The 14,444-nt window shown below is 48.4% G+C and carries 14 protein-coding genes; 7 read left to right on the plus strand and 7 right to left on the minus strand.

All coding sequences use genetic code 11. The features are described 5' to 3' along the window. The first annotated feature begins 62 nt into the window (after positions 1-62). Together AB4111_RS25000 and AB4111_RS25005 are read left to right on the plus strand one after the other, a co-directional pair. Entirely contained in the window at positions 63-581 is a 519-nt protein-coding gene (locus AB4111_RS25000) for a sigma-70 family RNA polymerase sigma factor (RefSeq protein ID WP_442033644.1), read from the plus strand. Next, a complete protein-coding gene (locus AB4111_RS25005) occupies positions 578-1,432 on the plus strand; it encodes a hypothetical protein (protein ID WP_442033645.1) in 855 nt (284 codons plus the stop codon). Before AB4111_RS25000 ends, AB4111_RS25005 begins: the two co-directional genes overlap by 4 nt. 74 nt (positions 1,433-1,506) lie before the next feature. Here the strand turns inward: AB4111_RS25005 and AB4111_RS25010 are convergent, their stop codons facing one another. Next, positions 1,507-1,965: a cupin domain-containing protein gene (locus AB4111_RS25010; RefSeq protein WP_076216501.1), complete on the minus strand. Its 459-nt coding sequence runs from the start codon at positions 1,963-1,965 to the stop codon at positions 1,507-1,509. 255 nt (positions 1,966-2,220) lie between these two features. On the opposite strand from AB4111_RS25010, the gene AB4111_RS25015 reads away from it, so the two are divergent. Then, on the plus strand, positions 2,221-3,072 hold the full coding sequence (locus AB4111_RS25015; RefSeq protein WP_442033646.1) for an AraC family transcriptional regulator: 852 nt from the start codon (positions 2,221-2,223) through the stop codon (positions 3,070-3,072). 153 nt (positions 3,073-3,225) lie between these two features. On the opposite strand, the gene AB4111_RS25020 is transcribed toward AB4111_RS25015, so the two are convergent. Continuing rightward, on the minus strand, positions 3,226-4,839 hold the full coding sequence (locus AB4111_RS25020; protein WP_442033647.1) for a glycoside hydrolase family 28 protein: 1,614 nt from the start codon (positions 4,837-4,839) through the stop codon (positions 3,226-3,228). Positions 4,840-5,301: 462 nt separating this feature from the next. Here AB4111_RS25020 and AB4111_RS25025 point away from each other — a divergent pair, with 462 nt between their 5' ends. The 4 genes from AB4111_RS25025 (at position 5,302) to AB4111_RS25040 (ending at position 8,566) form a co-directional block, all read left to right on the plus strand. Next, entirely contained in the window at positions 5,302-6,054 is a 753-nt protein-coding gene (locus AB4111_RS25025; RefSeq protein WP_442033648.1) for an amino acid ABC transporter ATP-binding protein, read from the plus strand. A 39-nt stretch (positions 6,055-6,093) separates the two neighbouring features. Beyond that, a complete protein-coding gene (locus AB4111_RS25030) occupies positions 6,094-6,936 on the plus strand; it encodes a transporter substrate-binding domain-containing protein (protein WP_442033649.1) in 843 nt (280 codons plus the stop codon). Between the two features lie 102 nt (positions 6,937-7,038). After that, positions 7,039-7,761 (plus strand): amino acid ABC transporter permease, encoded by a 723-nt coding sequence (locus AB4111_RS25035; RefSeq protein ID WP_253429364.1) that lies wholly within the window; start codon positions 7,039-7,041, stop codon positions 7,759-7,761. A gap of 154 nt (positions 7,762-7,915) precedes the next feature. Then, positions 7,916-8,566 (plus strand): amino acid ABC transporter permease, encoded by a 651-nt coding sequence (locus tag AB4111_RS25040; RefSeq protein WP_442033650.1) that lies wholly within the window; start codon positions 7,916-7,918, stop codon positions 8,564-8,566. Positions 8,567-8,921: 355 nt separating this feature from the next. Here AB4111_RS25040 and AB4111_RS25045 read toward each other — a convergent pair whose 3' ends face one another. From AB4111_RS25045 to AB4111_RS25065, 5 genes are all read right to left on the minus strand, one after another. After that, complete coding sequence (locus tag AB4111_RS25045; protein WP_442033710.1) at positions 8,922-10,259, minus strand: FAD-dependent oxidoreductase; 1,338 nt, start codon at positions 10,257-10,259, stop codon at positions 8,922-8,924. Positions 10,260-10,327: 68 nt separating this feature from the next. Then, the gene (locus AB4111_RS25050) at positions 10,328-11,182 is read right to left on the minus strand and encodes a carbohydrate ABC transporter permease (RefSeq protein ID WP_442033651.1); all 855 of its coding nucleotides are present in this window, start codon (positions 11,180-11,182) and stop codon (positions 10,328-10,330) included. Beyond that, positions 11,166-12,080 carry a carbohydrate ABC transporter permease gene (locus AB4111_RS25055; protein ID WP_442033652.1) on the minus strand — a complete coding sequence of 305 codons (915 nt, stop codon included), beginning with the start codon at positions 12,078-12,080 and terminating at the stop codon, positions 11,166-11,168. Before AB4111_RS25055 ends, AB4111_RS25050 begins: the two co-directional genes overlap by 17 nt. A 278-nt stretch (positions 12,081-12,358) precedes the next feature. Next, positions 12,359-13,069: a hypothetical protein gene (locus AB4111_RS25060; protein ID WP_442033653.1), complete on the minus strand. Its 711-nt coding sequence runs from the start codon at positions 13,067-13,069 to the stop codon at positions 12,359-12,361. 30 nt (positions 13,070-13,099) lie between these two features. Next, positions 13,100-14,395 carry an ABC transporter substrate-binding protein gene (locus AB4111_RS25065; RefSeq protein WP_442033654.1) on the minus strand — a complete coding sequence of 432 codons (1,296 nt, stop codon included), beginning with the start codon at positions 14,393-14,395 and terminating at the stop codon, positions 13,100-13,102. Positions 14,396-14,444 lie beyond the last annotated feature (49 nt).

Below are 14,444 nucleotides of genomic sequence, written 5' to 3' on the forward strand. Positions count from 1 at the left end.
AGAATCCAGGCCTGGAACGAGCGGTGACTTGAATATTTAGGTTTATCATGGGGGGATCAGGAGTGATAAGACTGAACCATAGAAAGACAAAAGAAGAACAGTTCAGCGAAAAAATAACAGAGATTCAAAATAAATTATATCGACTGGCATACTGCTATGTTAAAAATGAACAAGAAGCGCTGGATATCGTATCCGAAGCGGTCTATAAAGGGTTCATCGCTTATGGAAAGATGGACTCCATGACTTATTTTGATTCCTGGATGTCACGAATTGTGATTAACACAGCGATAGATCATATTCGACGCAACCAGCGAGTGACCTATATGGAGGATCATGTACAGGAGTTTGTGGCTCCAGAACGAGGGGCATCCGCGGAAGAGAAAATGGATCTGTATGATGCACTGGATCGACTCGTGCCCGAAGATAGAGCTTACATTATATTAAAGTTCTTTGGTAATATGCGTTTTCGAGAGATTGCTGAAGTGCTCTCCCTGTCGGAGAATACCGTTAAGTCAAAATTCTATCGGATTATCAACAAATTAAAAATGGATTTAATCGAAGGAGAGGTTGGAGATCTATGACTAGTAAAGAACGTTATGAAAACATTGAAATTCCAGCTCAACTTCCAGATGTTATTCGTCGTGCCCAGCAAAAGGCTGCCGCTCGCAAAAGCTCATCCCGTATCATTCGCTACGCTTCCAGTTTGGCAGCATGTGCCGCTTTGCTGCTCATTATCAACATTCCTACTGTCGCCAACGCCATGGTCAAAATACCTGTGGTCGGAACGATTGTTCAGGTGCTTCAATTCGGCGATGGCGGCAAGATTACGGATGGGGTAACCGTAGGTTCAGAAGCAACTGAAAATACGCTTAAAATTAATTTCAGCACCAATGAACAGGATCAGGCCAATGATGCACCTTCTTATAATGTCGAACACAAAGAAGCACCGAATCGTGTCCTCTTCACGTTTAGCGGTGCACGTTACATGGATGTAGAGAAAGTCAAAGCCGACTTTATGACCCAACCTTTGGTGAAAGATGTATATGGTTCCATGATTTTAGACGACTCTTCCGTCGGATTCGTAGTTGTTTTAAAAGAAGGGGTACAGTACGCCGTAACGGAATTCAAGAATCCCGGCTACCTGGAAGTGGAATTGACTTCCGATGGCAAACCAGTCACACCTCGGAAGGTATACTCGCTCCGCACAGAATCAATGCCTTTTGGAGAATCGATGGGAATAATTAAAGAATCCTATCCCGATGAGGACATCTCCTTCCTCAAAACGTCCTCTGGTCAGTTTACAGCAGTTATTGGAGAATATCCTACCGCTGAAGAAGCTGAACAGAAGCTCAAAGAACTCGCACAGCAGCCAGATTATCATGAGGAGTTTTATGTGGACAACTGGATGAGTAACGAGAATCCAATGGATTAGTCATTGCCAAAAGAAAAAAATCCCGATTCGGATGCGTCTGCACCTGGATCGGGATTTTGCGATAAAAGTTATACTTAACCTTTGGATACCAGCTTGAAATCATCAAAGTGGAAACCTGGCGCAACTACGCAAGTGACCAGTACAGGCTCATCACCCAACGGGCGTGCTGTCTGCCATACGCCGGCAGGAACGAGCACCTGTGGTGATTGACCTGCAGCAATATCCATTCCCAGAACAAGAACTTCCTCGTTCTCCGGGTTCTCCCCGTTGCCGCCCAGCTTCAGTTCAACCGGACTGCCGCTATGCCACAGCCAAAGTTCATCGGACAGAACTGTATGCCACTCGGAGATTTCATGTGCGTGCAGCAAGAAATACGTCGAACTTGCCGAGAATCTTGGGCCGGAATATGTATCCGGCAGAACAGACTGTGGAATCTGATAGGATGCCTTCCATTCTTCCTTATACCAACCGCCTTCAACGTGAGGCTGCATATTGAGCGCAGCAACCAATGGCGATAATTCATGTGTCGTCATAACCTGTTTCCTTCCTTCTACATCATATTGGAGACACTCCTTAACCAGAGTTTCGCCTCTCTCCCCTACTCTAAAACATCATTCAAGTTTTGTCACCTTGACAGCTCACATGGGCCATGCCAGATTCGGTCACACGGTATTTTACATATGATTAAAGAAATGTTTCATTTCCAATGATAGCGTTTACAAAAAGATGGATTTTCCGTTATGATATGGATATCGTTGTTAATCCGTGAAGCAGAGGGGAGCTGTACCATGAGTCTCATAGAAGATCGGATTGGACCCAAATATCGAATCGGTGAACATTCATTTACCATTGAACATATGCGCAGACATGATGGGAACGGTATGCCTCAGCCTCACGCTCATCCATTCTACGAACTGTATTACCTGCTTGAAGGTGAACGCGTTTATTCCATGAATGGTCAGATTCTGTCTGCCCGCAAGGGTGATTTTATTCTAATTAATCCACACGATGTACATACCACCTCCAAAGGAAGCATTCCGGGCTTCGAACGGATTTTAATCGGTTTTTCGCCTGCTTTTGCAACGGGGATGGAACTTGGCATATGTGGTCTGCTGCCTTTTAATTGTTCAAGACTCCTTCGCCTGCCGGAAGCGGAACAGCCCGAGATGGAGCGTATATTGTGGCAGATGCTGCAAGAATGCAAAGAGCGGCGCCCTCACTATGAGATTGCCGTAAGAAGTCTGCTTGCCCAACTTTTGATCCGTATTCATCGCGTGGAGGAGGACATCCGGCAGTCATGCCCTGGTCCTTTACATCCGATGCAGGACAAAATCAGTGAAATCGTTACATATGTGAACAGCAACTACACCCAACCACTTACGCTGGAGGGTGCAGCAAATCGTTTTTATATCAGTCCATCCTATCTGAGCCGAATGTTCAGCCGTTTTACCGGGTTTCGGTTTAGCGAATACCTGCGTGTTGTTCGTGTCCGAGAGGCACAACGAAGATTGCTGTCGACACAAGAGCGTGTACAAATGATCGCAGAGAAGGTAGGTTTTGAGCATACGGCTCATTTTAACAAAACATTCAAACAAGTCACCGGCACAACACCGCTGCGCTATCGCAAGGAACACCGGTAGATCATCAGATCACATCATAAAAAAAGCCGAGTGGCTAGCCTTGCTCCAGAGATTACCTATTGCTTATATCGAAAGGCAACACGATCACTGGATCTATGGCTACGCCACTGCGGCTGAATTGGACCCAATTGTATAAACCCTATTACATACTTCTTACCTGCGAATGATCACACCACTTCGTACTTCAGGACCAACAGAGATCTGGCGACCGTCTGTATCCGCATCACTTTCTCGGCACACAATGCCTGCGGATTCGTGTCCTGTTACCATCAGAAGTCGGCCATCCGCACCCTTGCCCTGAATGCTCTCTAACTCCGCCCCTTTGCACTGGTGCAAATGAATTAACGGACCTTCGGTAATCCGGGCGTTCAGTTCTGTAATCCGCAGATGCTTCGCCTGAGCACATTGAATACCTGTGCGGGCTTCTACATGGTATCGTTCAATAACTACGCCATCCAAAGGCAGTTCCGGCAACCCACTTATGAGCAACGCAGTGTCAGCACCGGCACAGACCACATCCGATATTCGAATATCCCGGAACACCGGCGTCTCCTCGCTAATCTCCTGAGACAGGTCACTGCCTCGAGCAGAGCCTTCCTGATTCGCATAGAAAAAGGAAAACGAGATCGCTTCCATAATGATATCTTTCATATATATGCGCTCGATCTGAATATCCTCAACCACTCCACCGCGCCCACGTGCGCTTTTGAAGCGAAGTCCAATATCCGTGCCGATAAACGTACAATCCGACACTCGCACATGCCGCACACCACCAGACATCTCGCTACCAATGACGAAACCGCCATGCCCATGATACACGGTGCACTCCCGAATGGTAATGTACTCCGAGGCAAGACCCAGTTCACGGCCTTCTTCATCCTTGCCTGATTTCAGACAGATCGCATCATCACCGACATCGAATACACTCTTCTCCACCAACACATGACGGCAGGATTCAATGTCCAGCCCATCTCCATTCTGTGAAAACCATGGATTACGCACACTCACGTTACGAATGGTTACATGCTCAGATGCCCAGGGGTGCAGATTCCATGCAGGCGAGTTCTGGAACGTTGGACCGTCCAGCAGTACCCGTGTACATCTGCGCAAGCTGACCATGTTGGGACGTAAAAAGTCTCTGGCTTGTTCATAGGCAGTGACATCACGTACCTGCTCCTTATGCAAACGATTTGCAATGATACCACCTTCAAGTGCAGATGCGGAAGGCCACCAGATTTCTTCTTCCCCACCCGATTGCTCTACAACACCACCAGAAGCGACCAATTGGTTCCATTGTGAAGTGGTCATTTTGGAGCGTTTCACCGGACGCCAGGCTTCACCGCCTCCATCCCAGATCCCCTCACCGGTAATCGCAATATCCTCCAGTTGATCACCATCGATCGGGGATTGACAACGTACAACCTGCCAGCCTTCGAAGCTTGATGCAATCAATGGATATTGATCAAAATCTCGGCTAAACGTCACCAGTGCCCCTGCTTCCACATGTAGTTCGATACGGCTGCGCATTACAATCGGACCTGTGAGCCATACCCCGGCAGGGATAACGATTCTGCCTCCTCCTGCTTCAGCGCACGACGCGATTGCAAGGCGGAACATCTCCGTATTATCTGTTACACCATCTCCAACAGCTCCATAGTCTGTAATTCGAAAATCCTGAGCCGGAATGACAGGCAAATTGGCTTCATAAGCTCGAACATCAGATTGGGCACCTGTCCCTGTCGACATTGGGGAGTGATATGTATTCATCGTGCAGAATCATCCTCTCTACCTGTAATGGAAATGGAATCGTTATGGGATCAACAATTTGTTTCTACTTTCTTAGTTTACTTTCAGACAGATACTCTCTCGCTCCATCATATCAATGGCATGATGAACTAGGTTGAGCTTTTTTGCCATGTACAGTTAGAACTTGATGGAATTTGTTTTTATGATCAGAGTCATAAATGAAACATCATTTCTAGTATACTCTATACATCTATTCCAAAGGTTGGTAAACCACTAGGAGAATAGATTCAATTTTCTGTCAGGATTCGTCACAAGAGATTTGATAACATAACAGATATATAACACAATTACTGTCCATAGCCCTAGAAAGTCTATTACTTATGTCATGTTTTATCACAAACCAATTGCCATTAGCAGGATGAGTATGTATGATTAAATAACTAGTTTCAATTAATTCCTTATTATTCCTTTTACAAACAATCGTTGCAGAAAGGATGGGGTCTACTCTTGATTGAATTTAGGGGTGTTCAAAAGCATTTCGGTCATTTTCATGTCCTCAAGGATATCCATCTTCACATCGAAGAAGGAGAGGTTGTCGTCATCATCGGACCTTCCGGCTCCGGCAAAAGCACGTTACTCCGCTGCATTAACCGCCTGGAGACCATTACCGAAGGTGAACTTGTTGTCAGTGGGGTCCCTCTACATCAGAAAAAGGTGGACATTAACCTCTTCCGCCGTGACATCGGTATGGTATTTCAACACTTCAATCTTTATCCTCACAAAAAAGTCATCGATAACATTACCCTTGCACCCATGAAGGTGCGCAAACAACCTAAAGAACAGGCAGCCTCAACGGCAATGAAGTATCTGACCCGGGTGGGCATTGCCGACAAAGCAGACAGTTATCCCTCCCAGTTGTCCGGTGGACAGCAACAACGGGTAGCCATTGCCAGAGGACTCGCCATGGAGCCCAAAATCATGCTTTTTGACGAACCGACCTCTGCACTCGATCCCGAGATGATCGGAGAAGTCCTCGATGTGATGCGTTCCCTTGCCCATAATGGCATGACCATGGTCGTTGTTACCCATGAAATGGGATTCGCTCGCGAAGTTGCGGACCGGGTCATCTTCATGGACGAAGGCCGAATTGTAGAAGAGGCCTCTGCCGCTGAATTTTTTGACAACCCCAGAGAAGAACGAGCACAGCAATTCCTGAGCCGTCTGATTCATCATTGAGAATAATCCAATATTCCATTTTGAAAGGGGTCTTTATTCATGAAGAAATTATTGAAGTGGCCGTCATTTATACTTGTCCTTATTCTCTCGCTGGTATTGTCCGGTTGTAGTACAGTTGAGGAGAATAGCAGTAGCGGCGGTAGTGGCGGTTCTGGCGGGGATGCCGTAGCCAAAGGAACAATAGAGCAGATTAAAGAGCGCGGCAAACTTATTGCCGGCGTGAAATATGATACGAAGCTATTCGGACTGAAAGATCCCGCAAGCGGCAACGTTGAGGGGTTCGATATTGATATCGCCAAGGCACTCGCCAAACAGATCCTTGGAGATGAGACAAAGGTCGAACTGAAAGAAGTCACTTCCAAGACACGTATTCCCATGTTGCAAAACGGAGACATTGACATCATCATCGCCACGATGACGATTACGGATGAGCGTAAGGAACAGGTGGATTTCAGTGATGTTTACTTCGAGGCAGGCCAATCCCTGCTGGTGAAAAATGATAGTCCAATTACTGGCTTGGAAAGCCTCAGCGGGGTGAAAGTACTCGCGGTGAAAGGCTCCACATCCGCTCAGAACATTCGCGAGAAAGCCCCTGATGCTGAAGTGCTGGAATTCGATAACTATCAGGATGCATTCACTGCTCTCAAAGCAGGTAAAGGCGAAGCGCTGACCACAGATAATATCATCCTTATCGGCATGCAACAGACAGATAACAGCTTCCAATTGGTTGGTGGCAATTTCACAAGTGAACCTTATGGTATGGCCATTCGTAAAGGCGACACTGCCTTCGTAGAGGAAGTCAACAAGCTGCTCAAAAGCATGAAAGACAGCGGGGAATATGACACACTACATGAGAAATGGCTGGGCTCCAAGCCCGAGTAACCCCGATTAATGATGAGCACGCGGCGAATTCGTCTGCTGGATGCAATGCATGAGCAGACGTAATCGCCGTTTCTACATCTGGAGAACGGAGGCTTTGCCTATATGGGCACATTGGATTTCAACGTACTGATGCGACACTCGGATCGTTTTCTGGAAGGATTCCTGAATACCATTCAAGTGAGCATTATAGCTCTCGTTGGCAGCTTTATTCTCGGCGCGATTCTGGCGATCTTTCGGATATCCCCTGTGAAACCGCTGAACTGGATTGGCACGGCTTTTGTGGAGTTTATCCGAAACATTCCCCTGCTGTTGGTTGTGTTTTTCTTCTATCTTGGACTGCCTGCACTCGGCATCTCGCTGGACGGATTTGTCTCCGGTACTCTGGGTCTGACCATCTATACCGCCGCTTTCATTGCCGAAGCGATCCGAGCGGGTATTCAAACGGTGCCACGTGGGCAACTGGAAGCCGCAAGATCTTCTGGTTTGTCCTATGTACAGGCCATGAATCTGATTATTCTGCCTCAAGCGATCAAGATTGTCTTGCCGTCCATCGGCAACCAGTTTATTAATCTGGTCAAGAACTCATCCATTCTGGCCGTTGTCGCCGGTATGGATCTCATGTATTTTGCCGACCTCGTTAACTCGGATACGTTCCAACCGCTAAGTGTATACACTGTTGTTGCGCTGTTCTATCTAGTGCTGACACTACCACTCAGCTTTCTGGTGCATTATATGGAGCGTAGATTCGGACAGAGCGATGCAGAGGCGCGCAGCACCAAGGGCAAACCGAAGAAGAACAAACCGACAGGTCAGGTCACCATGTAATAGATTGGCCTATACATGCGCAGATTTTTAGGGAGTTATATTGGCTATTTCAGACCTTTCGATAATTTTATTGGTCCGTTATTTTGGCTAGTCCATGCCCCATCTAATGATCTTAGATATTCTATTCCTGCATACAGAAGGAGGCTAATAAAATATGGACTTTAGCGGGGCCTATGCGTGGCTCAACCTTCGTTTCCTGCTTCAAGGATTCTTGATTACCCTACAGGTAGCAGGGCTATCCATTGTATTCAGCTTCATACTCGGCACCGTGCTGGGTACTGTCCGGTTTACTCGCATCCCCTTTCTGTCACAGATCGTAGCGGTAATCGTGGATACGATTCGGAATCTGCCACTGCTGCTCATCATTTTTTTCATCCACATCGTACTCCCGCAGCTCGGGATCAAAATGTCCGTCTTCTGGTCAACGGTCGTTGGACTAAGTCTATTTGAAGGCGCGATGATCGCCGAGATTGTCCGTAGCGGTCTGAAGTCCGTTGAGCGCGGTCAGGTGGAAGCTGCCCGTTCTTCCGGCCTGAGCTACATGCAGACCCTCGGTGGCATCATCATGCCACAGGCGCTACGCCGCATGTCTCCGCCGATGGTCAGCCAGTTCATCTCACTGCTGAAGGATACTTCACTGGCGATCATCATCTCTCTGCCGGAGCTGATGCACAACGTGCAGATCCTCGGCGGCCAAAGTTTCGATTATATTATCCCTGCCCTGCTGCTCGCTGCGGTATTGTATTTTGTCATCAACTACACGCTGTCCATTGTCGCAAAGCGACTTGAGGCACGCATGAATTGAATGACTGAATGAATGAAATGAGCTTCCCACCGATTTTCTAACGAACCGGGGGAAGCTTATTCAGCCATTTTGGGGACAGTTTCTAATCTAACGAATCGTAGACTATCTATTCTTCCGATTCACCCCGCTTTTACCCTCTATTTTAGGGTTTTGAGTAGTATAGCTTCACTGAGATTCGTTACAGTTTTCATCTCAGCTTATAGCCCCATATTAGACGTCTCAGGTTCGTTAAAACTTATGCCATCCGCGAATTAAATAAACATCCACGCCACGCCTACTATTAACGATTCATGCCGCTCCCACGACTAATACTTCGTCCAATCCGCCCCAATTTCTGCCACAATCAGCTCATCCGCTAGATCGCCGCTCCGTGGTGACGTAATTCCGCCTGTAGTAGCTCAATTGGCAGTCCCACCGGATCAAGCTTCATCTTCACGGTTAGTGCAGCCGCTGTCCCTGCCGCCTCCCCTGTAGCCATACAGCTTGGAGTCAGCCTTGTCGTTGCATGCGCCTCATGTGTGGTGGAGATGCAGCGTCCTGCCGCCAGCAGATTGCGGATATTGCGAGAGATCAGACAACGATATGGAATATCGTACGCCCCGTCCCCTTTTATAAAGGCAGCCACAACACCTTGACCCGAAGGGTCATGAATATCAATGGGATAACCGCTTCTGGCAATCACATCCTCGAACTTCCGTCCTGCGACCACATCCGCCTGGGTCAACGCATAATGACCGATAATTCGCCTGGATTCACGGATACCAATCTGAGGTGCTACCGCTGAGATGGAAGCCCGTTCGAATCCAGGCACATCACGCTGCAAAAACTCAGCAATCATCAGCACCTGCTTCCGCCCTTCCTGTTCAGCAGAGGTCAGATCCTCGGCATCCGTCGCATCGAGTCCCTGCACCCGGGTACAATTAATCAGCACTTCATCGTCAGCCGGTCCGGTAAAAAACAGCACTTGGTCGCGATTAATCGGCACACCTGCTTTTTTCCACTGGGAATAGAAACCACTCACCCCGGTTAACGGAATGCTGTCAAGCTCTGCAAAAGGCGTTTTCACATAGAAATCCTCCGGATGCTCCTGCATGTATTGCTTCACTCGTCCAAGATCCACACCACGCATGCGAAATTTCATGGTCATCGGCTGAGACTGGTTATCGCCATCTCTCCCCTTCGCCACCGAAGCCCCTGCAAGATAAGCCAGATCCGCATCACCGCTTGCATCCACGAATACGTTCGCCTGAAACTCCTTTCGTCCAGACTTGTTGGTCACTCGCACCGCTTCCACCCGATCATCCCCAACGACCACTTCATCCACGAAGCTGTGCAATAACAGCCGGACACCAGCCTCCTGCAACATCTCTGCCGCAACCACCTGAAAGATGGCTGGATGGTACGGCGTGACACTGTGCACAAATCCAACCGTATCACGCAAATGCCCCGGGGAGCCGCCACGCATCTGCAAACGATCCACAATCTCCTGTGCAATACCTTTAATGACCTGCTCACCACGTTCCGTATGGAAAGTCATCCAGGGATAGACCATAGCGGCAGTGGACATCCCGCCCACGAATCCGTATCGCTCCACCAGCACTGTGCGGACACCCTGTCGTGCAGCGGCAATGGCTGCCGCTATACCCGCTGGGCCCCCTCCCACAATAACGACATCTGCTTCTTCCTTTTCCATGCTCATCCGTTCACGCAAATGTTGTCCCTCCTTCCGTTCTATTGCACGTATTGCACGTATTTCATGGCTTACTCTTTCAGTCCCGTCATGGCAACCCCCTCAATGAAGCGCCGTTGTGCCAGGAAAAAGACAATTAACAGCGGCAGGGTCGCCATGACGGTGGCGCTCATCAGATATTGCCAGGCTGTACCCACTTCATCTGTAAACAGGGATAACCCAAGTGGCAGCGTCATTAGATCACGCGAGTTAATGAAAATCAACGGATCGAAGAACTCATTCCAGATCGTCACAAACGTGAAGATCGTCAGCGTAGCCATACCCGGCTTGGCAATAGGCAGCATAATTCGCGCATATATTCGGAATCGGTTGCAGCCGTCGATCATCGCCGCTTCCTCCAGTTCCGTTGGCACGGTAATGAAGAACTGCCTCATCACAAAGATGCCAAATACACCGCCCGCGCCAAATATCGGTAACAATATCAGCGGTAGGTGGGTATCAATCCACCCCAGCTGCCGCATGAACAGGAACATCGGAATTGCCGTCACCTCATGGGGAATCATCATGGCACTCAGCAGGATGAGAAATACCACATTACGTCCCTTAAACGGAATTTTGGCGAATGCATAACCGGCGAGAGAAGCAAAAAACACCGTTCCCAGCACAACCAACGCAGAAATGTAGATACTGTTCCAATAAAAACGGTGAAATGGAATCAATCGGAACACATCGATGTAGTTCTGAAATCGGAATGATTCCGGTATCCACTGTGGTGGATAGGTGAATATGTTCTGGGGCTCCTTGAATGACGTCGATATCATCCAGATAAACGGAACAATCATGATTAGCGAAATCAGTGTCAGCAGCAAATACGTCCCCAGGGTACTTCCTATCTTCCTCCCCGAAGAATTAGGCATCGCCTTCATTAAATACCCACCTCTTTCGGAGCTGCCATTGCAGCAGTGTCAGGATTAGTACGATGAAGAACAGCACATAGGCAAGAGCGGAAGCATAGCCGAACTGGAATAGTTTGAATGCTTTTTCCCAGATATAATAAACCAATACCTTTGTGCTGTTACTCGGCCCGCCCTGTGTCATCACATAGATCTGTCCGAATACTTTGAGTGAACCAATCACGGTCATGACCACAGTCAGAAACACCGTTGGTGTAATCATAGGCAGTGTAACGTGAAAGAAGGTTCCCCTTCTGCCCGCACCGTCCAATGTTGCTGCTTCGTACAGTGAACGCGGTACCTGCTGAATGGCTGCAATGAACAGCACCATATTCAGACCTACATTTTTCAGCACACTGGTCACAATCACTGCCGGCATTGCCAAATCTTCATTGTATAGCCACGCCGGACCCTTGATGCCCGTCATTAATAGAAGCTGATTAATCAATCCTGATTCTGTTGCATACATCAGCTTCCACACGATGGCCCATACGATCAGTGAAGTCATGACCGGAACAAAGATCGCTGTTCGAAAAATTCCGATCCCCCGCAGATTCCTGGATAGCAGCAACGCAAGCAGCAGGGCGAGCACAATATTAAGCGGTACCAGTCCCACTGTGAAATAAACCGTATTGGCGAGCACTTTCCAGAACATCGCGTCTGTCATAATATTCCGGTAATTCTCCAGTCCGATAAAATGATGGTCCCCCAGCAGCGGCCAATCGGTCAGGCTCATGTATAACGCGAGACCCATGGGAAACAACAGCAGCAGGGTAAACCCAAGCACCATCGGTGATACAAACAGCCACCCCGCGATCTGGGCTTCTCTGGTGAGCGGCCCCCTTCTTTTGCGCTTGTGTGGATGGGTCACAATTAGCCACCCCCTTTTTATTCAAATTTCCTCCGAAGCTGAACTCTGTGACGATTCTATATAAGGTGAACTATACATTTACACAAGAACGTAGAGGACAGAAAAAACCTGAAGAAGCGAAGTGGTCGCCTAAAAGCTTTCTGGAAGAAAGCTGCATCGGAAGCATATGCTTATCCCCGGATTTCTCCCTCTATATAAGGGATTCAAAAAAAATCTGGGGATAACAGCGATCGGAAGGTTGTTCTGGCATCGGAGTACAAGTGTAAATATCCTTTAGTTCAACTTATATAGTCTGGACGGTTCAGACTGTCCACCACATTGCGGAACCCGTTCACAGCCCTTCGCAGCTCTTCCTCCGTGTTGCCTGTCACAACCGCTCCAAGCATAATCGCTTTGACCCCAGCATGGCTTAGCACCCGAACATCCTCCGGTACCAGCTTTCGCTGGGAAGGAACCAATACTGGAACCTGGGCTTGCAAGACCAGACGGCGATACTTGAGCACATCCGCGAAGCTGAGCGGTGTACCATATTCATTTCCAGGTACAATAGATGCCTCCAGAGCAGTGAAGCCGAAGTGAGCTGCCGAGGTTACGAGGGAAGCATCATATTCTTCATTGATCGCAAATGTTGGGTCCAGCCCCAAGTCACTCAGCATGAAGGAGGGCAAGTGATGTGCATAGATGGAATAGAAATCAAAACCCAGTCCAGCAAGGCGCTCCACATCCTCCCTTCGTGCTCCATCTATACATCCGGAAGGTACAATCCCAAGCGGACCACCAAACTCACTGCGGATCGCCCGAAATACCTTGGCATACCTGTCCAATGGGCCAAAATGATTCCCGCTGGCGCGATGACCGACATTATAGTGCACCTTCAGTGCATCAGCACCCTCTTCCATGGCTGCCCGAGCCAAAGCAAGTTCATTCTCAGGCAGACTTACCACCAGGGACAGCGGTTTCCGCTCAAGTAATTCTTTGAATTTGCCCATTATTCTCACCTCCGGTTTCAATCGACTTACTTAGGGTTGCAGCATGCTTTGGATCTCTTCTTGCATTTGTTTCAGGTTATCCTCAGCTGTCGCTGTCTTGGCAAACAGTCGGTCGAATCCCTGCAATACCGCATTGTCGATATCCTGCCATCGGATATGTCCGGGAATTAAGCGCGCTTTCGGCATTTCATCAATGACGGCCTGCACAATATGCTCCTTGCTTGGGTTATTCGGCTGAAGAATGAATGCATCCGAGTTCAGAACAGAAGTACGAGGAGGCACAAAATAGGTGGCTGTTGCCTGAATCCCCTGCTCACTCGCAAAATACTTCAACAGCTTCTTCGTTTCCTCTGGATGTTTGCTATCGTTGAACATGGCATATCCGGCCTGCCCCAGCATCGGTACACTGCCTTGTGAACCGGATGGCATAGGAGCGATGCTCCATTCATAATCCGTAATCTCCCTTGCTTTGGATACATAGCTGTAATTATCGAAGAACATGCCCACATTACCCGCATCGAAGCTAACTTGTTCACCCGCCTTCGGATGTGATTCATCGGTGAACATCATGCGCTCCAGTAATTCAAAAGTCTGCACACCATAGGCATCGTTCCAGGTGAACTTCGTCATACCTTCGTCGAATGGACCGCTTCCATTGGACCAAGAGTAGGAGGAGAGCACCGCCCAGGTCTTCCAGTCGCGAAAAAAGTTGGCTCCATAGATTCGGTTGGTCGCCTCCTTACTTGTCATCGCCTTGGCAGACGCTTCGAACTGTTCCCATGTCCATTGTCCTTGGGTGGCAAGTGTGTTTGGATCCGTCAGGCCGGCTTGGTCGAACAGCGTTTTATTGTAAAACATGACCACCGGAGGTGTTGAAAAAGGTAGCCCCAGCAGCTGATCGCCATCACGGAATAGATCAAGCGTACTTGGAATGTAATCATCCAGCTTAAACTGTGTATCATCCTTGAACTCGGATACATCGGCCAGAATGTGATTGGACTTGAATTGTGGTACCATTCGCTCCGATACCCAGGCGAGATCGGGAAGTGAGCCTCCGGCGGCAAGCACAGAGATTTTTTGCTGGTATTCTGCGAAAGGTACGGATTCCATCGTGACTTTGATGCCTGGATTTTCATTGGTGAAGTCAGCGATCAGTTTGTTGTATACATCCATATGCGCCTGATTGCCCCACATCATGAACTTCAGCTCAACCTCTACATTCTCTCCACTTGCACTGCCAGACTCACCGCTGGAATTGGCGCTAGTGCACGCGATTGAAGCCACCATCATGAGTACAAGCATCAGTATCAGTCCTGCCTTTTTCATGGAAATCCCCCTTATGGACGTTGTGGTAACAGGTGCAACCAAAGTATAA

It is taken from the genome of Paenibacillus sp. 2KB_22 (assembly GCF_052115745.1).
Classification (GTDB): Bacteria; Bacillota; Bacilli; order Paenibacillales; family Paenibacillaceae; genus Paenibacillus.